Here is a 21,082-nt window from a genome sequence, read left to right as displayed (position 1 = left end):
GGTGACGCACTTCACGGTACATCTTTATGCGTCACGAGCAAATCGAAGCTACTCCGCGGACGGCGGCAGCCTCAAAAAGTAACTGTTCGAGTCCTTGCGGTGCATCAGTACGACGGCACCGACGGCCACCACGGCCTGAAGGATCTGCACCCCGCCGAGCGCGAGTGCGGTGCCGCTGCCGTCGGATCCGATGCCGAAGAGCACCGGAACCGTCCACACCACCATCATCACGCAGGCGATGGTGAGCAGCATTCTGGCCCAGTTCCTGCCCTTGCGCATGAAGTGCACGAACAGCACGAAGAGCCCGGTGAGGATCAGGATCAGCACGACCGTGAACCCGATGCCCACGTAGAACAGCGACTCCACGCTGTCGCGGCTCATGTCGACCTCACCCGACGTGACACTGGGATTGTTCATCAGCTCGTCGACGAACGTCGACTTCTCCCCCACCACCAGTACTATCGCGGCCAACGCCTGGATCAGACCGAGTCCGGCCACGGCCCACAGCAACTGGGCTGCGGTGCCCACGTCGACCGGAGCCGGACGCTCGGGCTTCGGCTGTGGCACCGGCGGGGGGTACGGGAAATTCTGCGGCGCCGGGCCCTGCTGCTGCGGGGCCTGGTGCGGCGGTGTCGGCGGCCACTGCTGGGTCATGGCACCACCGTATCCGCCGTCGCCGCGATCACAACCAGCCCGCCGCTTCGGTGGCCCAGTAGGTCAGGACGACGTCCGCACCGGCGCGGCGGATACTCGTGAGCGATTCGAGGACGGCGGCGTCGCGGTCGATCCAGCCGTTCTGCGCGGCGGCCGTGATCATCGAGTACTCCCCCGAGATCTGATACGCCGCAACGGGGACCGGCGAGCGGTCCGCCGTCTCCCGCAGGATGTCGAGGTACGACATCGCCGGCTTCACCATCACCATGTCGGCGCCCTCGTCGAGATCGAGGTCCACCTCACGCAACGATTCCCGGCGGTTCGCCGAATCCTGTTGGTACGTACGGCGATCACCCTGCAACGACGAACCGACCGCTTCACGGAACGGCCCGTAGAACGCCGACGCGTACTTCGCCGAATAGGCGAGCTGACCGACGTCGGTGTGGCCCGCCTCGTCCAGGGCCTTCCGGATGGCGGCGACCTGGCCGTCCATCATTCCGCTCGGACCGAGCAGATGGGCGCCGGCCTCGGCCTGCGCGACCGCCATGTCGACGTACCGCTGCAGCGTGAGGTCGTTGTCCACCGCGCCCTCGGCGTCGAGCACACCGCAGTGACCGTGATCGGTGAACTCGTCCAGGCAGGTGTCCGCCATGATGACCGTTGCATCACCGACTTCGTCTGCGAGCCAGCGCAATCCACGGTTGAGGATGCCGTCCGGGTCGGATGCGCCCGAGCCCTCGGCGTCCTTGTCGTCGGGACGCGGCACCCCGAAGAGCATGAGCCCGCCGAGCCCCGCCTCCGCCGCCTCCGTCGCAGCCCGCCGCAACGAGTCGGGCGTGTGCTGGAAGACACCGGGCATCGACGAGATCTCACGAGGCTCGTCGATACCGTCCGCGACGAACATCGGCAGCACGAGATGCCGTGGCTCGAGCGAAGTCTCGGCCACGAGCCGGCGCAGGGCCGGAGTGCGGCGGAGCCGGCGCGGTCGGTGGGTCGGGAACAAGGACATGCCCTCCTTCGTCGGGCCCGTGCGCCTTTTTGGTCGTGGGAGCAACCAGAAAGGCGCACAGGCGCGTAGCGCCTATCGCCGAGCGCGGGACTTCTTGCGCGGCGGGGGCAGTGCACCCTCCGCGCGCAGGCGGGCGGCGTGCTCGGCGAGAGCCTCCACCAGCGGGCCGACCTGAGCGGTCTCCGGCTGCACGTCGACGCGGAGGCCGAACTCGATGGCCGTCTCCGCCGTCTTCGGACCGATGCAGGCGACGAGGGTGCGCGCGTGCGGCTTGCCGGCGATGCCGACGAGGTTGCGGACCGTCGAGGACGAGGTGAAGCAGACGGCGTCGAACCCACCGGTCTTGATCATCTCGCGGGTCTCGGCCGGCGGCGGCGCAGCCCGGACGGTGCGGTACGCGGTGACGTCGTCGATCTCCCAGCCACGTTCGCGCAGGCCCTCGGCCAGCGTCTCGGTGGCGATGTCGGCGCGCGGCAGCAGGACCCGGTTGACCGGGTCGAACACGTCGTCGTACGGAGCGAATTCGGCCAGCAGGCCTTCGCTCGACTGCTCACCGGACGGCACGAGTTCGGGGTTGATGCCGAACGAGCGCACCTTGGCCGCGGTGGCCTCACCGATGCAGGCGATCTTGACGCCGGAGAACGCGCGGGCGTCCAGCCCGAACTCCTCGAACTTCTCCCACACGGCGCGCACCGCGTTGGTGGAGGTGAACACCACCCACTGGTAGCGGCCGTCGACGAGGCCCTTCACGGACCGTTCCATCTGTGCCGGGCTGCGGGGCGGCTCGACGGCGATCGTCGGCACCTCGATCGGGATGGCGCCGTGCGTGACGAGGCGGTCGCTCATTTCGCCTGCCTGATCCTTGGTGCGGGGCACCAGGACCTTCCAGCCGTACAGCGCGCGCGACTCCCACCAGGACATCTTGTTGCGCTGGGCGACGACCTTGCCGACCGTCACGACCAGCGAACCGACCAGTTCGGACCCGGCCTCGTTCAGCGTCGCGAGGGTGGCCTCGACGGTGCGCTGCTGGCGGGTGGTGCCGCGGACGGTGATGGCGGCCGGGGTCTGCGGGGCCAGGCCGTGCTCGACGAGCGCGCTCGCCGTCTCGGCGAGGTGACCCGACGTGGCGTGCAGGACCAGCGGTCCGGGCGCGGCGGCCAGTGCGGCCCAGTCGACCTCACCGCGGACGTCGGCCTCGGTGTGCCCCGACCCCAGCGCCATTCCGGCGTAGGACGGGACGGCGGACGAGGACGGCAGTCCGGGCAGGACCTCGAACTGCACCTGGGTGCGGGCGACGGCGGTGACCTCGGCGATCACGGAGTCGGTGGTCAGCGGGTCGCCGGACACCAGGCGCACGACGTCGTGGCCGTTCCGCGCCTCGTGGACGAGGGTCTTCGCGACCTCCGCCGGCTCACCCAGTGCGGGACGGACCTCGGCGAGGGGTTCACCGGTCTCGGCGTCGACGCCCAGGTCGGTGCCCACCAGAGCGGTAACGCCCTTGTCGACGTCGGGGTCGGTGAAGGCGAGGGTCGCTGCGGCAAGGACGTCCCGTGCGTGCACGGTGAGCAGTGCCGGATCGCCCGGTCCGGATCCCACGAACAGGATTCGTCCGGGGGTGTTCTTACGGACTCGGCTCATCGGTAATTCTCCAGTGCGATCATGTGTCGAGATGGGTACGGGAAGCGGATCGGCCGATCAGTCGGCCTTCGCACATCAAACATCGGCATCACCGGCCTCGGTGACATTCATCAGCTCCCGCGCACCGAGCTCGAGAAGCTCCCGCGCGACGGAGCGGCCGAGTTCTTCGGCGTTCTCCGGGGAGCCCACGGCCCCCGTGCGTATGACGTCGGAACCGTCGATGGCCGCGGCGCAGCCTCGGACGGACAGTTCGTCGAAGATGCGGCCGTCGTCGTCGAGCGATTCGACGACCTCGGCGATGGCGCCGACGGGCGCGGTGCAACCGGCCTCGAGCTCGGCGAGCAGCGCGCGTTCCGCGGTGACGGCGGCGCGGCTGTTCGCGTCGTCGAGCTCGGACAGGATCGCGACGAGCGCGGTGTTCGCCGACAGGCATTCGACGGCGAGCGCGCCCTGCGCGGGTGCGGGCAGCATCTGGACCGGTTCGATCGACTCGGTGATCAGGTCCAGTCGGCCGATCCGGGCCAGCCCGGCCCGCGCGAGGATGACGGCGTCGAGTTCGCCGGACTCGACCTTGCCGAGCCGGCGCTGCAGATTGCCGCGCAGCGGCTGGATGTCGAGGCCGAGGCCCAGCGCCCGGAGCTGCGACGTGCGTCGCGGTGCGGACGTTCCGACCTTCGAACCGGCGGGCAGCTCACCGAGCACCAGTCCGTCGCGGGCGACGAGCGCGTCACGCGGGTCCTCCCGGGGCGGGATGGCGGCGATGGTGAACCGCTCGTCGCGGGCGGTCGGCAGGTCCTTGTAGGAGTGGACGGCCACGTCGACGCGTCCGTCGGCGAGCGCTTCGCGCAGTTCGGCGGTGAAGACCCCGACCCCGATCTTCTCCACCGATTCCATGGACTGGTCGCCCTTGGTCTTGATGATGACGAGTTCGGCGTCGTGCCCGGCCGAGATCAGTGCATCGCGCACCGTGCCGGCCTGGGTGGTCGCGAGCTCACTCCCCCGGGTTCCGATCCGCAGAGTACGGGTGCCTACGGCGCTCATGCCTGCGATTCCTTCCCGTGGTTGTCGTCGGTGACGAAGCGGCGCAGGCGCGGGTCCTGGCCGGCGATGAAGCCGTCGGTGATGTCGATGGCACCGAGGTCGGTGGTTCCGAGGTCCATGGGCTTCGCGACGGCCTCGACGGATCCGGGGCTCAGTTCGAACAGTTCGCGCAGGGCAGCGGCGTAGGAGTCGCCGCCGGGCGCGGACGCGAGCTGTTTCACCCGGACGGTGGGCGCGTGGAGGAGTTTGTCGACCACCCGCCGGACGGTGCGGGCCACCTCGTCGCGCTCGGGATCGTCGAGTCCCGGCAGGCGCGAATCGAGTCGCATCAGTTCCGCTTCGACCACGTCGGCGGCGCGCTGGCGCAGTGCCGTGACCGTCGGCGTGACCTCGGCCAGCCGCTGTCCTGCCAGGTAGTTGGCGAGTTCGGCGGCGACGATGGTCCGGGCGGCGTCGGCGTCGGATGCGGCCGCGCCGGCGGCGGGATCGCGCTGCAGCGACTCCATGTCGAGGACGGTGACCCCGGGCAGACCCGACACGGCGGGCTCCACGTCGCGGGGCAGTCCGAGGTCGCAGATGACGAGCGGTCGTTCGGGGTCGCGGCCGGGCTGTGCCAGCGCGCGGTGGGTGTCCGCGAGCGTGACGACGGCGCCGACCGCGCCGGTACAGGTCACGAGGACGTCCGCCTGCCCCATCGCCGTGGTCAGTTCGCTCAGCTCGAGGGCCTCCGACGCGACGCCGTTGGACCGGGCCGTGTCGGCGAGGTGCTCCGCACGCTCCTTGGTGCGGTTCACGACGATGATGCGGCCGATCCCGGCCCGGGTGAGGTGTGCGACCGACAGCCCGCCCATGGATCCGGCGCCGACCACGACGGCGGTGCGTCCGGCGAGTCCGCCCGTCCCGACGATTTCGGCGGCCCGGTCGAGGGCCACGGACACGACGGAGGCGCCCGCGGAGTCGATGCCCGTCTCCGAGTGCACCCGCTTACCGACGCGCAGCGCCTGCTGCGCGAGTTCGTGCAGGGTGCGGCCCGCCGCCTGCTGAGCGTCGGACGACGCATACGCGCTTCGGATCTGGCCCAGGATCTGCTGCTCGCCGATCACCATCGAGTCGAGACCGCTGGCCACGGCGAACAGGTGCTCGGCGGCGGCTTCGCTGTACCGCACGTACGCGTGCCGGTGCAGGTCCGTGAGATCGAGTCCGGAGTGGTCGGCGAGCAGTTCGCCGACCTCGGTTAGCGCACCGTGGAACGCATCGACGACGGCGTAGATCTCCACCCGGTTGCAGGTGGAGACGATCATCGCCTCCGAGATGTGCGACGACGCCAGAAGCTTGTCCGTCAGCTTCGGGCGATCGGTGTCGGTGACAGCCACCCGCTCGAGAACCGGCACCGGGGCCGTCCTGTGCGAGACCCCGACAAGCAGAACACTCACGGCGCGATCACTGATCCGTTTCTTGGTGCGGTGGACGGGACAGCAGCATGTCCGATGCGCACGCGGGGAGCGGTGGGTACCGATTCCGTGTTGCGTGCGCTGTTGAACGAGAGAACCTGCATTTCGACGGCGAGGTCGACGCGGCGCATCTCGACGTGATCAGGGACGTCGAGTGAGGTCGGTGAGAAGCTGAGGATGCAGCGCAGTCCGGCGCGGACCAGTCGGTCCGCCACCTCCTGTGCCGCCTCGTCCGGCGTCGAGATGACACCGATGGTGGCTTCGAGTTCGGCGCAGGCCCGCTCGAGTTCGTCGACGTGCCGCACGGTGAGGTCGCCCACCGGCGCACCGACCCGGGCCGGGTCGCTGTCGAACAGTCCGACCATGGAGAACCCGCGGCGGCCGAAGCCGCCGTAGCCGGCGAGGGCCTGGCCGAGGTTCCCGACGCCGACGAGCACGACCTTGTGTCCACGATCCAGGCCGAGCGCGCGCTCGATACGGGCTCGGAGTCGCGTCACGTCGTACCCGACGCCGCGCACGCCGTTGGGCCCGAGGAAGGAAAGGTCCTTGCGGAGCTTCGCGGAGCCGACACCGGAGGCGGCGGCGAGTTCCTCGCTGGAGACGATGATCGTGCCGCGTTCCGACAGCACTCCGAGGACCCGCAGGTAGGTCGCGAGGCGGGTCACCGTAGCCTGGGGGATGTCCCGCGATTCGGGGAGCGGCGACGCACCGGCGACCGAGGGGGCCGGGGAACCGACCACAGACCGCCCGACCGCGCCCGTGACGCCAGGGGCCACAGACCCATGCGTCTGGTGCGTTTCGGTCACGGCTTGGCTCCTCGTCCGACCGGCATTTCGATGCCGTTCTTCACGATGCTCCGGGGAATTGTTCACACCACGGTAACTGCTTGTGAACCCATGCACAAAGTCGCTGCGACCGCGCGACATGCGGTCCTACCTGCACGGCATCGGAAGATCACCCTTTTAGGGTTCCCTTACTTGCGTAAATCGGAACGAAGGCGCTCTTCGTCGACCTCCCAGTAACTGTGCTCACGTCCGTCGAGCATCACCACCGGCAATCGGTCACCGAATTCGGCCCTCAGTTCGGGGTCCGTGGCCGCCGCCTCGTCGACGTCTATGCACGTCAGTTCCAGCCCGAACTCCTCGCACAGAACCAGCAGCCGCTCGCGGGCCGGCGCGCACGCACCGCACCCCGCCCGCGTGAGGAGCGTCACCTCGTGTCCGTTCGTGCACATGCCTCGTCACTTCCTTTCACCGTCTCCGGTGGAGTCACTGTGCCGTTTCCGGGTGCGGTGACGCCAATCGCCTCGGAGATGAACGTCACACAGTTCCCTCCGGGCGGCCATCCACCCGCCCCGTCCCGGACTCGGGGGATAGGCTGCTCCCAGAGGCTTCTGCGAAACGGGAGGTGCGAGTGCCTGCGCGATCACTACCGAACGGCTCGGGTTTCGGTTCAGGTCTGGCGGGGATAATCCTCCCGGGCCGACGCCAGTTCAGGAATCCGCTGGGACCCAGCGAGGCCGAGGTACGTGCCAATGTCGCGGGCGAGGCGAGCGCCGACGCGGCCCTCGCACTCCACGTCGCAGCCGGCGAGGACATCGCGGTCGAGGAACACGACATTCCCCTCGACCTGACGGCCGCCGCGTTCTTCGACGTCGACAACACGATGGTCCAGGGCGCGTCGATCATCCACTTCGCACGCGGCCTCGCCGCCCGCAAGTATCTGAAGACGTCCGACCTCGTCGATTTCGCCTGGAAGCAGATCAAGTTCCGCGTCACCGGCAAGGAGAGCAGCGACGACGTCGCGTCCGGCCGGGAGAAGGCCCTCTCGTTCGTCGCCGGACGGTCCACGGCCGAGCTCGCCCGGCTCGGTGAGGAGATCTACGACGAGGTCATCGCCGACAAGATCTGGCCCGGCACCCGCGCCCTCGCGCAGATGCACCTCGACGCCGGCCAGCAGGTGTGGCTCGTCACCGCCACCCCGGTCGAACTCGCCCAGGTCATCGCGAAACGCCTCGGCCTCACCGGCGCTCTCGGCACGGTCGCCGAGAGCGAGGACGGACAGTTCACCGGACGACTGGTCGGCGACATCCTGCACGGCCTCGGCAAGGCCCACGCCGTACGCGCCCTGGCCGTACGCGAGGGTCTCAACCTCAAACGCTGCACGGCGTACTCCGACAGCCACAACGACGTGCCCATGCTGTCACTGGTCGGCACCGCGGTCGCGATCAATCCCGACACGGATCTTCGCGAGCTCGCGAAGAACCGGGGCTGGGAGATCCGCGACTTCCGGACCGGACGCAAGGCCGCCAAGATCGGTGTCCCCACGGCGCTGCTCCTCGGCGCCGCGGGCGGTGCACTGGCCGCGATCGTCGCCCGCCGCCGCGAACAGGCGGCCTGAGGGCGGCGGTTCGGCCCGGAGCAGAGTTCAGCCGAGGAACACGTTCCGGCGTTTGGCGAGGAGCCGGTACAGCGTCTGCTGGATGGTCTCCCGAACGTGGTCGGTGACCTCGAACAGCTCCATCGGGTCGTCGGCCGCCGAGGCGTCGTACGTGTCGGTGACGATCGGCTTGCCGAACTCGATGTACCACTTCGACGGCAGCGGCACGAGGCCGAGCGGCCCGAAGTGCGGGAAGAGCGGGGTCACCGGGAAGTACGGCATCCCCAGCAGCCGGGCGAGCGTCCCCAGTTCGCCGATCTTCGGGTAGATCTCCTCGGATCCGACGATCGAGCACGGAATGATGGGCGCACCGGTGCGCATGGCGGCGGAGACGAACCCGCCACGGCCGAAGCGCTGCAGCTTGTAGCGTTCGCTGAACGGTTTGCCGATGCCCTTGAAGCCCTCGGGGAACACGGCCGCCACCTCGCCGTCCTGCAGCAGGCGGACGGCGTCCGGATGGCACGCGAGGGTGTGCCCGGCCTTGCGGGCGACACCGCCCACCAGCGGCATCTCGAACGCCAGGTCGGCGGCCAGCATCCGCAACGGCCGGTGCGCCGGATGGTGATCGTGGACGGCGACGGACGTCATCAGACCGTCGATGGGGAGGACACCGGCGTGGTTGGCGACCACCAGAGCCCCACCGGTGGTCGGGATGTTCTCGAGACCGCTGACCTCGACGCGGAACCACTTGTCGAACAGCGGCCGCAGGATCGGGAGCCACACGTTCTCGGCGAAGTGCGGGTCGTAGCCGAAGTCGTCGACGTGATAGTCGCCCGACAGCCGACGGCGCACGAATTCGGCGGTGTTGACGATCTGCTCGGCCAGGGCGTGCCGGACGGCGTCGACGGCCGAAGATTCGGTGACGGGCTCGGGTGGGGTGATCACGGCAGGTGGCGGCATCGCGGACGGATGTCGGCTCTCGCTCTGCTCACGTCTCGAACGTCCGATAGCGGCCCCGCGCGCGGCAATCGCACCGTGCAGCGGAATGACCTTCGCCACTTCGTTCACCTCTCCCCTTTCGCCGTGCCGGTAAGAGCGAGTAGTGCGTTTTCTGCTGCGTCGACCCATTCGTTCTTGATGATCGCCTTGACGCCGGCCGCGCGCGCGAAGTCGTCGAGCGCCTGCATCGAGGTCCACCGTGGCTCGAAGGATAGTTCGGTTCGCATGCGAGTGGTGTCGAGTCCGCAACCGAAATGGAAGTACTCGAGTTGTTCGGTGGTGTACGACCGCATCACCGGCCCCATCAGTGCGCGCCCGAGATTGCGGAACAGCCCGAACGGCATCGGGACCTCGATCCGCCCGGCACGCCGGATGGCCTGCGACATCATCACCACGCCGTCGCCCGCGACGTTGAACGTGCCCGCCGGACCCGACACCGTCGCCCGCTCCAGTGCGGCGAGAGCGTCCTCCTCGTGGAGCACCTGCAGGCGCGCGTCGCGTCCGAGAATCGTCGGCACCACGGGTGAGGTGAGGTACTGCGCGACCGTCGCGTTGAGGCGCGGCCCGACCAGCGGCGCGAGGCGGACGATCGACACACCGATGTCGGGACGCCGACGCCCCATTCCCCGGAGGTAGCCCTCGATCTCGATGCAGTCCCGCGCGTAGGCGCCCGCGGGACGCCGCCGGGCGCTCATCTCCTCGGTGAACTTCGCCGGATCCTTGGCGCTGCAGCCGTAGACCACGGAGGCCGACCGCAGCACGACCTTCCGTACGGTCGGCGCCTTCTGGCAGACGGCGAACAACTGCATCGCACCGATGACGTTCATGTCCTTCATCGCCGCGCGGCTACCCGACTTCGGCGGGCGCGCCAGCGTGGACGCGTGTACGACGGTGTCGACTTCGGCGTTGCGGATCACCTTGCCGATGAGGGGGTTCCGGATGTCGGCGCGCACGAACTCGGCGCGGCCCATGCGGCGCAACATGTCCTTGCTCGGCGACACCGCGTCGACCGCGATGACCCGCTCGATCGCCGGATTCTGAGCGAGCCGGGTGACCAGATATCCACCCAGGAATCTGCTTGCCCCAGTGACCAGCACGACGCGCGGCACCGCCGTTCGCGTAGTACTGTCTTCGTCACTCACAACCACAAGAACCCCCGATCACGTAGCGAGTGACGTCAACGATACGTGCAGGAGGGGGATGGCGCTTCGCGCAACGACAATTGGTCACGCGCCGAATCGGCGGGACCGGAGGTGGAAACGACGAATGCCCGCCACCTCAGGTGACGGGCATCCAGACGCGACTCTTTACTTACCGAGTTTCCTGCGCTGCACTCGGGTGCGGCGAAGCAGCTTGCGGTGCTTCTTCTTCGACATGCGCTTGCGTCGCTTCTTGATCACTGAACCCATAGCGGGTGTCCCTCACGTTCTTCTCTAGCGTTCCTGCGCACGCCGGTCACGTACGCCTGCGCCACTCTGGCGCCTGGGCCTCGTTTTAACTAGCTCAGCGCCTTACGACACCAGCTGGCTGGTACGACAGTCGCTAATCGTACCGGTGCGGGTCCGCCCGGGAGAAACCGAGGTCGCACCGCTCCCGGTGCAACCACCGAACCCTCTTCGTGCCGATCGGTCAACCGGCGTCGAAGTACGAGGTCTCGAGGTAGTCGTGCACTGCTTTCGCATGCACTCTGAACGAACGGCCCACCCGGACGGCGGGCAGTTCGCCGCTGTGCACCAACCGATACACAGTCATCTTGGACACTCTCATCAGCGTCGCTACCTCGGCGACGGTGAGAAATTGCGTTCCGGCCAGTGCCGGTTGTCCGTCCGGGGCCGAGCCCTTGGACGGCTTTTTTGCAGACGTCATCAACCACTTACCTCCGGCACGTCTCGCGCCGCCGGCTTCCCCTCCGGCGGAACAGACACGCACGTGCTACTTCGAGCTTAGCGGGACGGATGGGGTTACTGCGACGGGTGTGGGCAATCGAATATTCATTCGGTCGTCGTGCCGAGTTCGGCGGATCGAATTTTCGCCGCTTCCAGCGCATCGAAAAAGGCTGTTCGGAGTCCGTTTCCCTCCAGCTGCCGGATCGCCGCCGCGGTGGTTCCGCCGGGCGAGGTCACCGCGGCACGAAGTTCGGTGGCGCTCTCCCCTGACCGATCGAGCATCGCCGCGGAGCCGACCATGGTCTGGACGACCAGTTCGGATGCGGTAGCCCGGGTCAGCCCGAGCCCCACACCGGCGTCGATCATGGCCTCGGCGACCAGGAAGAAGTAGGCCGGACCGGAGCCGGAGACGGCGGTGACGGCGTCGATCTGCGCCTCGGGGACCACCACGACCTTGCCGACCGACGACAGGACGCCGCGCACCAGGTCGAGGTGCTCCTTCTTCACGTGCCTGCCGGGAGCGAGCACGCTGACGCCCTCACCGACCAGCATGGGCGTGTTGGGCATGACCCGGACCACCGGGAACCCGGCAGGCAGTCGCGTCTCGTAGAAGGCGGTCGGAATACCCGCGGCGAGCGACACGAGCAGCTGTTCCCGCTCGCCGTCGAGGTCCACCTTGGACACCTCGGTGAGGGCTGCCTCCACGTCACCCGGCTTGACGGCGATCACGATGACGTCGGCGCCTTCGGCGGCATCCGCGGGGGTGGTGACCCGCACCGAATACGCCGCGGCGAGCTCGTCGGCGCGCACCGGGTGCTGCTCGGCCACCACGAGATCCTTGACCGCGTGGCCCGCCTGCATCAGCCCCGAGATGAGTGCCTCGCCGATCTTGCCGCCACCGATTACCGCAATTCTCGTCATGGCGAACAGCCTGCCACGACGCGCTGCAGCGGCTTCCTAGCGGGGGATCATCGCCAGCTGCCTGCTCTGCACGACGATCGCCCCCGTCGAGTCGAGGACGGTGTGGTCCTCCTCGAACCACGCGCCGCCGAGCACCGTGCTGCTGGCCATCACCCGCAGCCAGCCCGGCGCCGGCTGCCTGCGCAGGTAGGTGGTCAGCTGGACCGTCGGCGCCCAGCCGAACATGCCCCGGTTCATCGTCACGGGCGCGCTGATGTCACCGGTCATGATCGCGAACAGGGCCGCCGTGTCGGGGTCGTTCTCGTCGCCTTCACGCGGCCGCACCCACATGCGCACCTCGGGTTCACCCTGACTGCCGGTGAGGAAGTGCGCCGACGTCCCGTCCACCCGCATGTCGCAGCCCTGCGCCACGTGGACGATCTGCCCCATCGGGTGGTCGGCGGTGAGGACGATGGCGTCGGCGGGCGGTTCGACCGGCAGCCGCGTCAGCGCGTGGTCTCCGCTGTACTGCGGCTCCCCCACGTCGGGGACGCCGAGCGTCACCGACGCGTGGACCGCCACCCGGTCGCCCTGCCGGAGCTCCACGTCGACGAACGACACCTGCTTGCCCTGCTTGCGCAGCGTCGTCGACAGCGTCACCGCGCCGGGGTCGGGAGCGGACAGGTAGTTGGCACCGACCGCCAGCGGCTGCACCCGCGACAGTTCTGCGTCGCCGGTCTCGCCGAGAAGTCGTGCGCGGGCCGCGGCCGCACAGAGCGACATCATCGAACCGCCGTGCACCTTCGGACCGATCGTCCAGATCGGGTCGATCGACGCCTCGTAGGCCCCGTCGCCGACAGCGTTGAGGACGTTGAGGTCGTGGAACGGGGTTGAGCTCACTGCTGATCCTGTTCTTCGGAGTTCCGGAGACGCTTCTGCGCGACGTCCTGATGTGCGAGCCGGCGCATCGCGGCGATCACCGGCTCATAGATGGCGGTGCCGAGCACCGCGTAGCGGATGGCGTCCTCGGCCGAGTCGGTGGGCATCAGTCCGATGTCGATCTCGGCGATCCCCCGCACGTGTCGCCCGTAGGCCTCGAGCCGTTCGTCCGTCATCGGGATCCCGGCTTCCTCGAGTCCCTCGAGTGCCCGTTCGAGCTGACCGACCGCGACGTAACACGGGTCGTACACCTGTCCTAGCCGCTCGAGGGCGGCCCGGGCCCGGGGAAACTCGTCGACGTCACCGTCGCCGGCAGCCCCGTCGAGGTACGGCGGCAGTTGTGCGATGGCCTGACCGAGCACCTCGAACAGCGAGCCGTCGGGGTGGTCGACGAGCCTGAGGATCTCGCGGATGCGCGGAATGGGAAGTCCGGCGCCGGCCAGCGCCTTGACGAGTCCCAGGCGCTGGATGTGCTCCTCGCCGTACCGGGCCTGCGTGGCGCTCGTCGCCTCGCCGGGCATGAGCAGCCCCTCGCGCAGGTAGTACTTCACCGTCGCGAGTGGAACACCGGTCCGGGCGACCAGCTCGGAAACGCGCACTGCCACTCCTTCGGCATCTCGACCACATATTGGATATCCATACTATCCAATATGGACACGAGTTTACCGCAGGATGAACACCACAGAGATTTCAGGCGCCGTCGTGATCGCCGCCGGAGTGGCCGCGCGGTGACCCGGACGCGGCCCGGCCCGGTTCGAGGTGCTCCCGGGCGAACGCCAGCGCCTGCCCGAGCATCGACGACCGTTCCCGCTGCGTCCGAGCGTTCTGAGTGTTGATCTCGATCACCGCCTGACCGTCGAAGCCGGTGTCGACGAGATGACGGCACAACTGCGCACACGGCTGGGCACCGTGCCCGGGAATGAGGTGTTCGTCCATCGACGCACCGCGGCCGTCGGCGAGATGGAGGTGCGCGAGACCCTCACCCATCCGCTCCGCCAGCTTCATCGCGTCCATCCCGGCCGTGGCCGTGTGCGACAGGTCGAGGGTGTAGTGGGCGTGCCCCGAATCGGTGGGGTCGTAGGACGGGCTGAACGCCGACAGCGCCGCCCCGGGTCCACCTCGCCGGCGGAGCCTCTCGGCCGACCGCTCCTTACTCCCGAAGAAACCGTCGGCCCGCATCGGGAACATGTTTTCCACCGCGACGATGACGTCGCTGCGACGTTCCAGGTCTGCCACCTGATCGGCGAACCCCTCGGCGTACCGACGCTGCCAGCGGAACGGCGGATGCACCACGACGCTCGTCGCGCCGAGCGACTCGGCGGTGCGGACGGAACGCTCCAGCTTCGCGACCGGGTCGGCGCCCCACACACGCTGCGAGATGAGCAGGCAGGGCGCATGGATCGCCTGCACCGGGATCGCATACTTGCGTACCAGCGCAGCGACGGCCCCGATGTCCTGGCTGACCGATTCGGCCCACACCATCAGTTCGACGCCGTCGTACCCCAGATCGGCCGCGTACCGGAAGGCCGCCTCGGTGTTCTCCGGGTACACCGAGGCCGTCGACAGGCCCACGAGCACTTTCCGCCCGCGCGGTGCCCGTCGCAGCTGCTCGTACCCACCGTCCCCGACCATGAGCAACTCAGCCCGACGCGAGCATGAAGGCGAGTGGCCCCAGAGTGACGATCATCCCGACCACGACGGCGATCACGAAACTGGTGATGTCGTCGGTGCGGCGCAGGATGCGGACCATCGCAACCAGGCCCACGATGACGAGCAGCGCCAGGATCAGCGCCACCCACGGAAAGACGTCCCACAGCTTCTCGAAGCCCTTGAAGAGCAGGGCCCCGGCGATCACGGCGACAACACCCTGACCGATGAGGACGGCCCACTCGCGCGTCGAGTTCTCGGCGCCCTCGCCCTTGCCGGCCTTCTCCGCTTTCGCGGCCTCCGCCTTCTCGGCCTTCGCCTCCTTGCGGGAGCGGCGAGGGCTCTCGGGCGTATCGGTCTCGGGTGCCCCGGTCTCCGCCTTGTCGGGGGTGGCCTCGAGGAGGTCCGTCTCCTCGGCTGCGTTCGCCGCATCCTTGTCCCGGGACTGACGCATCAGGTCGCCCGCCAGCGTCGACCCGGACAGCAGCGCCGGCTCCGGCTCGACCTTGGCGGGACCGTCGGGCTTCGGCGCCGTCGCGACCTTCGTGGCGCCGTTCGCCGGGGCGGCGGTGCCCGGCTTCGCGGTCGCTCCGGGCATCGGTGGTGTCGCGGGCTTCGCCTGCGCTGCGGGCTTCGCCGGGACCGCGGGCTTTGTCGGGGTCGCCGGCTTCGTCGGGGCTGGAGGCTTCGTCGGCGCTGCCGACTTCACCGGCTCGGCCGGCGCCGGACTGTCTGTCTTCGGTGCCGGCTTCACGCGGGGAGCGGCGACGGTCGGTGCCGGCTCCGGCTTCTTCACGACCGGGGTCGCCGCGGTGGCCACAGGCGTGGACGGGGCGGCCTCGGGTGTCGGGGGTTGCGGCCGGGCGGCCCGGCTGACCCAGGTTCCCTGGTGATCGCGCGACGTCCCGCCCGACACCACTCCGCGGCCACGGCCGGCGGGGCGACTGGCGATGGGCTCGTCGTCGTCCTCGTCGTCGTCCTCGTCGACCGGCGCCGTGAAGGCCGCGGTGCGTTCGTCGGCGCGGGCCGGTCGCGCGGCCGGAGCCGGCTTCTGCGCCGGTTCCGGGGCGGCAGGAGGAGCAGGCTCCGGTTCCGCCTCGGGCTCGAGCGCCCGCGACTCGGAGGAGTCGCGGACCACCGGAATCTCACCGGTCAGCTCGGCAACGGAGATACCGCCCTTGACACCACGACGACGTCGCCCGCCCCGGGACTCCACCTGCTGTCCGTTGCGTTTGAGCAGCTCCGATACAGAGATCTGCTGACTGTCCTCGGTCATCGAGCACCCACCATCAATTCACCGCCCATTTCCGTGTCGAGCTTGCGGAGGATCAGACCCTCGCGCAGCGCCCAGGGGCAGATTTCCAGTTCCTCTACACCCAGTGCTCTCATGCTGGCCTCCGCAACGAGTGCTCCGGCGACGATCTGCTGCGACCGGTCGGAGCTCACCCCCTCCAATTCTGCACGGTCCGAGGCCGTCATCCGCGAAATGAAAGCTATGAGTTGCCTGAGACCGCTGGCGGTGAGGGTGCGCTTGACCCGCGGGCCTGCGCCGGAGGGTGCCGCGCCGGTCAGCCGGGCCAGCGAGCGGAACGTCTTGGACGTGCCGACGGCCCGATCCCACTGCCCCGCGGCGCGCAGCTCCTTGGACGGGACCGTCAGTTCCGCGTCCAGCCAGTCCCGCAGCACCGACACCCGGCGCTTCCCCGGCGGGTCGGCCTCGAGCCAGTCCCGGGTGAGGCGGCCCGCGCCGAGTTGCAGCGACAGCGCGACGTCCGGGTCCTCGTCGCCGCCCGTCGTCAACTCGAGCGATCCGCCGCCGATGTCGAGGTTGAGGATGCGGCCTGCGCTCCACCCGAACCAGCGGCGCACGGCGAGGAACGTCAGCCGGGCCTCGTCGACACCGGACAGCACCTCGAGCGTCACCCCGGTCTCGGTGTGCACGCGCGTGAGCACGTCGTCGGAGTTGTTGGCGTCGCGCACGGCGGACGTGGCGAAGGCCATGAGTTCCCCGCACCCCGAGGTCCTCGCGATGCTGGCGAAGTCTGCCACCGTCGTGACCAGGCGATCTGCACCCTGGGAGGTGATGTCACCCCGGTCGTCGGTGTTCTCCGCCAACCGCAGAGTCGACTTCGTCGAACTCATGGGTGTGGGGTGGCCGCCCCTGTGGGCGTCCACTACGAGCAGATGGACGGTATTGCTTCCGACGTCGAGTACCCCTAGTCGCACATTGACACGGTACTGGGTCTACCGTCGGGCTTTGTGACAGCACGTAAAGCAGGGCGTTCACACAAGATGAAGCCCAGCCCTGAAGTACCCCTCGACTTCGCTCGTGAATGGGTCGAGTTTCCCGACCCCGACAACGCCGAACACATCATCGCCGCGGACATGACGTGGCTGCTCTCCCACTGGACCTGCGTGTTCGGCACCCCCGCCTGCCAGGGCATCATCGCCGACCGCCCGGACGACGGCTGCTGCTCCCACGGCGCCTTCCTCTCCGACGAGGAGGATCTGGAGAAGCTGAACGCGTCAGTGAAGATGCTCACACCCGAGGACTGGCAGTTCATGGACAAGGGCCTCGGCAAGAAGGGGTACATCGAGGAGGACGACCTCGAGGACGAACCTGCGCTGCGCACCCGCCGCTATCAGGGAGCCTGCATCTTCCTGAATCGTCCCGGTTTCGAGGGCGGTGTCGGGTGCGCGCTGCACTCGATGGCCCTCAAGCGCGGAATCGAGCCCCTCGAGGTCAAGCCCGACGTGTGCTGGCAGCTCCCGATCCGCCGCACCCAGGAATGGGTGGAACGGCCGGACGGCGAGCAGATCCTCAAGACCACCATCAGCGAGTACGACCGGCGGGGCTGGGGCGAGGGCGGCGCCGACCTGGACTGGTACTGCTCCGGCTCCCCCGACGCCCACGTGGGCGCCAAGGCCGTCTGGCAGTCGTATGCGCCGGAACTGACCGAGCTGCTCGGCAAGGCCGCGTACGCGGAGCTGGCGAAGCTGTGCAAGCGCCGGGCGGGGCTCGGATTGATCGCCGTTCACCCGGCCACCGTGGCCGCGCAGGAGCAGGCTGCCCGGTAACGCATCAGACCCACCGGTCGATTTCCCATGCACGGCCCGCTTCCGGGCACAGCCATGATGGGAGAGATCATGTTCGCTCGAATTCTGACCGGTGCCCTGCTGACCGCCGCCGCAACGACCCTTGCCCTGGCGCCGACGGCGTCCGCCGATCCCACCCCGGATTGGAACACCTTCTACGACAAGACGGCCAACTTCGTCGCACCCTTCGATCCGGGCGCCTTCGGCGACAAGGCGGACCGGGCGCTCGTGCTGAGCCCGTACGGGACCGGCCGGGTCATCGAATGCAAGGGCGACGGACACTACGTCGCGGTCTACTGCAGGCAGTTCGACGACCAGGGTCGCGAGCACGCCATCACGCAGGTCATCTCGGCACCGTTCCGCGGTGTCTACGTGTACAACCCGTTCTGACAAACGCCCACGAATTCGTCAGCCGCGCAGGAAATTTCCTGCGCGGCTGACGAATTCGTCTGCAACCGTGGCGGATCCGCGCCGCCTCAGGCCTCCAGCTTGTAACCCAGGCCGCGGACGGTGACGAGGTGTTCGGGCTTGGCCGGGTCGGTCTCGATCTTCGACCGCAGTCGCTTGACGTGGACGTCGAGCGTCTTGGTGTCGCCCACGTAGTCCGCACCCCACACCCGGTCGATCAACTGCCCACGGGTGAGCACCCGGCCCGAGTTCCGCAGCAGGTACTCGAGGAGGTCGAACTCCTTGAGCGGCAGCGTGACCGCCTCTCCGTTGACCTGGACCACGTGCCGCTCGACGTCCATCCGGACGGGTCCGGCTTCGAGGACGGCCGAATCCTGCGCGACGTCGAGTTCGCTGTCGACACCGCGGCGCAGGACCGCGCGGATGCGCGCGATGAGTTCCCGCGCCGAGTACGGCTTGGTCACGTAGTCGTCGGCGCCGAGCTCGAGGCCCACCACCTTGTCGATCTCGCTGTCCCGCGCCGTCACCATGATGACGGGGACCCCGGACCGGCTGCGGAGTTGCTTGCAGACGTCGGTTCCGCTCATGCCGGGCAGCATGAGGTCGAGGAGGACGATGTCGGCACCGGCCCGGTCGAACTCGGCGAGCGCGGACGGTCCGTCGCCGACGATCGTCGTCTCGAACCCTTCCTTGCGAAGCAGGAATGCCAATGGGTCGGCCAGAGATTCCTCGTCTTCCACGATCAGCACACTTGTCATCGCTTGGCCTCCATACCGGTTTCTCTCTTCCCGACGTGTCCGCCGTTGGCGTCCGCGCCGTTCGTGTCCACTGTCTCGATGTGTGCAGGTATCTGCAGGGTAAAGGTCGAACCCGTTCCGGGCTTGCTCCACAGGTCGATGGATCCGTTGTGGTTGGCGGCCACGTGTTTGACGATCGCGAGGCCGAGGCCCGTCCCGCCGGTCGCCCGCGCCCGCGCCTTGTCGACGCGGAAGAATCGTTCGAACACCCGCTCCTGGTCGGCCTTGGCGATGCCTTCGCCGCGGTCGGTCACCGAAATCGCCACGTTGTCGCCGCGGATCGACCGGCTCACCGAGACCGGGGTTCCCTTCGGCGAATAGGCGATGGCGTTCTGCACCAGGTTGGAGAGCGCGGTGACGAGGAGGGCGCGGTCGCCCAGCACCTCGTAGCCGCTGTTGTGGTCGGTGGTGACGGCGATGCCGGCGGCTTCCGCGGAAATCTTGCAGCGCTGCAGGGCCTCGTCCACCACCTCGTCGACCGAGACGGCCCCGAGGTCGGGCAGTTTCTCGGCGCCCTGCAACCGCGACAGTGCGATCAGTTCGGTCACCATCTTGCCGAGCCGGACGGATTCACTGAGTACGCGTTCACCGAAGTGCCGCACCGACTCGGGGTCGTCCGCCGATTCGAGGAGCGCCTCCGCCAGCAGGCCCATCGCGCCGACCGGTGTCTTGAGTTCGTGGCTGACGTTGGCGACGAAGTCGCGGCGGGTCGCCTCCATGCGCACCTGCTCGGAGTCGTCGTCGGCGAACAGGACCACGAAGTTGTGGTCTTCCTTGCTGAGCAGCCGGGCGGTGCCGCGCACCGCGATCCGGTCGCGTCCCCGTTGCGGGTTCTTCGTGCTGAGGTCGACCTCGACCGGCTCACCGGTTTCGAGGACGCGGAGCGCCGCGACCCAGGCGCGGTCGTCGACGAGCCGGTTTCGGACCAGACCCAGTTCCTCCGCACGGGGATTGAACAGGACGACGTCGTGGAACTGGTCGACGACGGCGATGCCGCTCTCCGACGCCAGCACGATCAGGTCGAGCACCTGCGACATCGTCAGTCCGGAAGTCTCTTCCATCCGCTGCGCCTGCCGGGTGGACAGCATCGGGATCAGGACGCCACCGACGAGGTAACCGACGAAACCGCCCACGATGGCAAGCAAGACGGCTTGAACAACACTCACGCCTGAATCGTACGTTCGCACGGCGGCCCGGTTACGCAGGGTCCAGGCATTTCCGCGCACGTCACACTCGGGAACCGGACTCTTCGTGCGCAGTTAACCTGCCGTTGGCCGGACGTCCCGCGAACGGGACATCCGGCCGACCGCACGGGTTACTTCCCGCCCTGGTTGGCGACCGCGGCGGCGCCCGCGGCGGCCGCCTCGGGGTCGAGGTACGTGCCACCGGGGTTGAGCGGCTTCAGGTTCTCGTCCAGGTCGTATCGCAGCGGGATGCCCGTCGGGATGTTCAGTCCGGCGATGTCCTCGTCGGAGATTCCGTCGAGGTGCTTGACCAGGGCGCGCAGCGAGTTGCCGTGCGCGGTGATCAGAACGGTCTTGCCGGCCTTCAGGTCGGCGGAGATGGTGTCTTCCCAGTACGGGATCAGACGGACGACGACGTCCTTCAGGCACTCCGTGAGCGGGACCTCGTCGAGGTTCGCGTAGCGCGGATCGGTGTCCTGGCTGTACTCGCTGCCCGGCTCGATCGTCGGCGGCGGGGTGTCGTAGCTGCGGCGCCACAGCATGAACTGCTCGTCGCCGTACTTGTCCTTGACCTGCGCCTTGTTGCGTCCCTGCAGGGCGCCGTAGTGGCGCTCGTTGAGCCGCCAGTCGCGGATGACGGGAATCCAGTGCCGATCAGCCGTGTCGAGCGCGATGTTGGCGGTGCTGATGGCGCGGCGCAGCAGCGACGTGTACAGCACGTCGGGGAGCAGGTTGTGCTCGAGCAGCAGTTCGCCGGCGCGCTTGCCCTCGGCGATGCCCTTATCGGTCAGGTGGACGTCCACCCAGCCGGTGAACAAGTTGAGCGCATTCCATTCACTCTCGCCGTGGCGGAGCAGCACAAGGGTTCCGGTACTCATGCCGTTCATCCTGGCATGCCTCCCGGAACCCTCGCGCCGTGAACCCCCTGCCGTCAGCTCCGGCCGGCTTCGCTCGCCCGCAGATCCTTGCGGAGGATCTTGCCCGCGGCGGACTTCGGGACGAGGTCGATGAACTCGACCTTGCGGACCTTCTTGTGCGGGGAGACCCGCTCGGC

Annotated in this window: 23 protein-coding genes and 1 pseudogene; 3 read left to right on the top strand and 21 right to left on the bottom strand. The window is 68.5% G+C overall.

What is annotated here, in order from left to right; genetic code table 11:
- Positions 1–48 precede the first annotated feature (48 nt).
- From ACFTWF_RS41455 to ACFTWF_RS41425, 7 genes are all read right to left on the bottom strand, one after another.
- Positions 49–654: a hypothetical protein gene (locus ACFTWF_RS41455; protein ID WP_378466881.1), complete on the bottom strand. Its 606-nt coding sequence runs from the start codon at positions 652–654 to the stop codon at positions 49–51.
- A gap of 28 nt (positions 655–682) precedes the next feature.
- Positions 683–1,657: a porphobilinogen synthase gene (hemB, locus tag ACFTWF_RS41450; RefSeq protein WP_378466910.1), complete on the bottom strand. Its 975-nt coding sequence runs from the start codon at positions 1,655–1,657 to the stop codon at positions 683–685.
- Positions 1,658–1,735: 78 nt separating this feature from the next.
- Positions 1,736–3,301 carry a uroporphyrinogen-III synthase gene (locus ACFTWF_RS41445; protein WP_378466880.1) on the bottom strand — a complete coding sequence of 522 codons (1,566 nt, stop codon included), beginning with the start codon at positions 3,299–3,301 and terminating at the stop codon, positions 1,736–1,738.
- Positions 3,302–3,376: 75 nt separating this feature from the next.
- Positions 3,377–4,342 (bottom strand): hydroxymethylbilane synthase, encoded by a 966-nt coding sequence (gene hemC, locus ACFTWF_RS41440; RefSeq protein WP_185725200.1) that lies wholly within the window; start codon positions 4,340–4,342, stop codon positions 3,377–3,379.
- Complete coding sequence (locus tag ACFTWF_RS41435) at positions 4,339–5,775, bottom strand: glutamyl-tRNA reductase (protein WP_378466879.1); 1,437 nt, start codon at positions 5,773–5,775, stop codon at positions 4,339–4,341. Before ACFTWF_RS41435 ends, hemC begins: the two co-directional genes overlap by 4 nt.
- Positions 5,772–6,533, bottom strand: a complete 762-nt coding sequence (locus tag ACFTWF_RS41430; protein WP_378466909.1) for a redox-sensing transcriptional repressor Rex — start codon at positions 6,531–6,533, stop codon at positions 5,772–5,774. Before ACFTWF_RS41430 ends, ACFTWF_RS41435 begins: the two co-directional genes overlap by 4 nt.
- 233 nt (positions 6,534–6,766) lie before the next feature.
- Positions 6,767–7,027, bottom strand: a complete 261-nt coding sequence (locus tag ACFTWF_RS41425; protein WP_378466878.1) for a glutaredoxin family protein — start codon at positions 7,025–7,027, stop codon at positions 6,767–6,769.
- 179 nt (positions 7,028–7,206) lie between these two features.
- Between ACFTWF_RS41425 and ACFTWF_RS41420 the strand changes: the two genes are divergently transcribed.
- The gene (locus tag ACFTWF_RS41420) at positions 7,207–8,193 is read left to right on the top strand and encodes an HAD family hydrolase (RefSeq protein WP_378466877.1); all 987 of its coding nucleotides are present in this window, start codon (positions 7,207–7,209) and stop codon (positions 8,191–8,193) included.
- Positions 8,194–8,220: 27 nt separating this feature from the next.
- On the opposite strand, the gene ACFTWF_RS41415 is transcribed toward ACFTWF_RS41420, so the two are convergent.
- From ACFTWF_RS41415 to ACFTWF_RS41370, 10 genes are all read right to left on the bottom strand, one after another.
- Complete coding sequence (locus ACFTWF_RS41415) at positions 8,221–9,240, bottom strand: lysophospholipid acyltransferase family protein (RefSeq protein ID WP_378466876.1); 1,020 nt, start codon at positions 9,238–9,240, stop codon at positions 8,221–8,223.
- A complete protein-coding gene (locus ACFTWF_RS41410; protein ID WP_378466908.1) occupies positions 9,237–10,280 on the bottom strand; it encodes an NAD-dependent epimerase/dehydratase family protein in 1,044 nt (347 codons plus the stop codon). Before ACFTWF_RS41410 ends, ACFTWF_RS41415 begins: the two co-directional genes overlap by 4 nt.
- A gap of 198 nt (positions 10,281–10,478) precedes the next feature.
- Entirely contained in the window at positions 10,479–10,580 is a 102-nt protein-coding gene (locus tag ACFTWF_RS41405) for a 30S ribosomal protein bS22 (protein ID WP_003402602.1), read from the bottom strand.
- A 220-nt stretch (positions 10,581–10,800) separates the two neighbouring features.
- Positions 10,801–11,037 carry a helix-turn-helix domain-containing protein gene (locus ACFTWF_RS41400; protein ID WP_005258384.1) on the bottom strand — a complete coding sequence of 79 codons (237 nt, stop codon included), beginning with the start codon at positions 11,035–11,037 and terminating at the stop codon, positions 10,801–10,803.
- Positions 11,038–11,162: 125 nt separating this feature from the next.
- Positions 11,163–11,978, bottom strand: coding sequence for a pyrroline-5-carboxylate reductase (gene proC / locus ACFTWF_RS41395; RefSeq protein WP_378466875.1), 816 nt, complete (start codon positions 11,976–11,978; stop codon positions 11,163–11,165).
- Between the two features lie 36 nt (positions 11,979–12,014).
- On the bottom strand, positions 12,015–12,857 hold the full coding sequence (locus ACFTWF_RS41390) for a thioesterase family protein (protein WP_378466874.1): 843 nt from the start codon (positions 12,855–12,857) through the stop codon (positions 12,015–12,017).
- A complete protein-coding gene (locus ACFTWF_RS41385) occupies positions 12,854–13,495 on the bottom strand; it encodes a MerR family transcriptional regulator (RefSeq protein WP_378466873.1) in 642 nt (213 codons plus the stop codon). Before ACFTWF_RS41385 ends, ACFTWF_RS41390 begins: the two co-directional genes overlap by 4 nt.
- A 91-nt stretch (positions 13,496–13,586) precedes the next feature.
- Complete coding sequence (locus tag ACFTWF_RS41380) at positions 13,587–14,528, bottom strand: sugar phosphate isomerase/epimerase family protein (RefSeq protein ID WP_378466872.1); 942 nt, start codon at positions 14,526–14,528, stop codon at positions 13,587–13,589.
- Between the two features lie 7 nt (positions 14,529–14,535).
- The gene (locus ACFTWF_RS41375; RefSeq protein WP_378466871.1) at positions 14,536–15,819 is read right to left on the bottom strand and encodes a hypothetical protein; all 1,284 of its coding nucleotides are present in this window, start codon (positions 15,817–15,819) and stop codon (positions 14,536–14,538) included.
- The gene (locus ACFTWF_RS41370) at positions 15,816–16,769 is read right to left on the bottom strand and encodes a hypothetical protein (RefSeq protein ID WP_378466870.1); all 954 of its coding nucleotides are present in this window, start codon (positions 16,767–16,769) and stop codon (positions 15,816–15,818) included. Before ACFTWF_RS41370 ends, ACFTWF_RS41375 begins: the two co-directional genes overlap by 4 nt.
- A 66-nt stretch (positions 16,770–16,835) precedes the next feature.
- Here ACFTWF_RS41370 and ACFTWF_RS41365 point away from each other — a divergent pair, with 66 nt between their 5' ends.
- Both ACFTWF_RS41365 and ACFTWF_RS41360 read left to right on the top strand, forming a co-directional pair.
- Positions 16,836–17,621 (top strand): hypothetical protein, encoded by a 786-nt coding sequence (locus ACFTWF_RS41365; protein ID WP_378466869.1) that lies wholly within the window; start codon positions 16,836–16,838, stop codon positions 17,619–17,621.
- A gap of 69 nt (positions 17,622–17,690) precedes the next feature.
- Positions 17,691–18,029 carry a hypothetical protein gene (locus ACFTWF_RS41360; protein ID WP_378466868.1) on the top strand — a complete coding sequence of 113 codons (339 nt, stop codon included), beginning with the start codon at positions 17,691–17,693 and terminating at the stop codon, positions 18,027–18,029.
- A gap of 86 nt (positions 18,030–18,115) precedes the next feature.
- Here ACFTWF_RS41360 and ACFTWF_RS41355 read toward each other — a convergent pair whose 3' ends face one another.
- From ACFTWF_RS41355 to ACFTWF_RS41340, 4 genes and pseudogenes are all read right to left on the bottom strand, one after another.
- On the bottom strand, positions 18,116–18,805 hold the full coding sequence (locus tag ACFTWF_RS41355) for a response regulator transcription factor (RefSeq protein ID WP_005251956.1): 690 nt from the start codon (positions 18,803–18,805) through the stop codon (positions 18,116–18,118).
- A complete protein-coding gene (locus tag ACFTWF_RS41350; protein WP_378466867.1) occupies positions 18,802–20,010 on the bottom strand; it encodes a sensor histidine kinase in 1,209 nt (402 codons plus the stop codon). Before ACFTWF_RS41350 ends, ACFTWF_RS41355 begins: the two co-directional genes overlap by 4 nt.
- A gap of 149 nt (positions 20,011–20,159) precedes the next feature.
- Entirely contained in the window at positions 20,160–20,915 is a 756-nt protein-coding gene (locus tag ACFTWF_RS41345; RefSeq protein ID WP_276140415.1) for a phosphoglyceromutase, read from the bottom strand.
- 44 nt (positions 20,916–20,959) lie between these two features.
- Positions 20,960–21,082: pseudogene (locus ACFTWF_RS41340) on the bottom strand (4-coumarate--CoA ligase); the annotation flags it as partial.

This window comes from Rhodococcus sp. NPDC056960 (genome assembly GCF_042674125.1).
Classification (GTDB): Bacteria; Actinomycetota; Actinomycetes; order Mycobacteriales; family Mycobacteriaceae; genus Rhodococcus_F.
This window is presented reverse-complemented; position numbering and strand designations above follow the sequence as displayed.

Excerpts from the sequence above, each read along its gene's own strand:
- ACFTWF_RS41455 (WP_378466881.1), bottom strand. The coding sequence starts at position 654 with ATGACCCAGCAGTGGCCGCCGACACCGCCGCACCAGGCCCCGCAGCAG.
- ACFTWF_RS41445 (WP_378466880.1), bottom strand. The coding sequence starts at position 3,301 with ATGAGCCGAGTCCGTAAGAACACCCCCGGACGAATCCTGTTCGTGGGA.
- hemC (WP_185725200.1), bottom strand. The coding sequence starts at position 4,342 with ATGAGCGCCGTAGGCACCCGTACTCTGCGGATCGGAACCCGGGGGAGT.
- ACFTWF_RS41425 (WP_378466878.1), bottom strand. The coding sequence starts at position 7,027 with ATGTGCACGAACGGACACGAGGTGACGCTCCTCACGCGGGCGGGGTGC.
- ACFTWF_RS41405 (WP_003402602.1), bottom strand. The coding sequence starts at position 10,580 with ATGGGTTCAGTGATCAAGAAGCGACGCAAGCGCATGTCGAAGAAGAAG.
- ACFTWF_RS41400 (WP_005258384.1), bottom strand. The coding sequence starts at position 11,037 with ATGACGTCTGCAAAAAAGCCGTCCAAGGGCTCGGCCCCGGACGGACAA.
- proC (WP_378466875.1), bottom strand. The coding sequence starts at position 11,978 with ATGACGAGAATTGCGGTAATCGGTGGCGGCAAGATCGGCGAGGCACTC.
- ACFTWF_RS41380 (WP_378466872.1), bottom strand. The coding sequence starts at position 14,528 with ATGGTCGGGGACGGTGGGTACGAGCAGCTGCGACGGGCACCGCGCGGG.
- ACFTWF_RS41375 (WP_378466871.1), bottom strand. The coding sequence starts at position 15,819 with ATGACCGAGGACAGTCAGCAGATCTCTGTATCGGAGCTGCTCAAACGC.
- ACFTWF_RS41365 (WP_378466869.1), top strand. The coding sequence starts at position 16,836 with ATGAAGCCCAGCCCTGAAGTACCCCTCGACTTCGCTCGTGAATGGGTC.
- ACFTWF_RS41360 (WP_378466868.1), top strand. The coding sequence starts at position 17,691 with ATGTTCGCTCGAATTCTGACCGGTGCCCTGCTGACCGCCGCCGCAACG.
- ACFTWF_RS41355 (WP_005251956.1), bottom strand. The coding sequence starts at position 18,805 with ATGACAAGTGTGCTGATCGTGGAAGACGAGGAATCTCTGGCCGACCCA.
- ACFTWF_RS41345 (WP_276140415.1), bottom strand. The coding sequence starts at position 20,915 with ATGAACGGCATGAGTACCGGAACCCTTGTGCTGCTCCGCCACGGCGAG.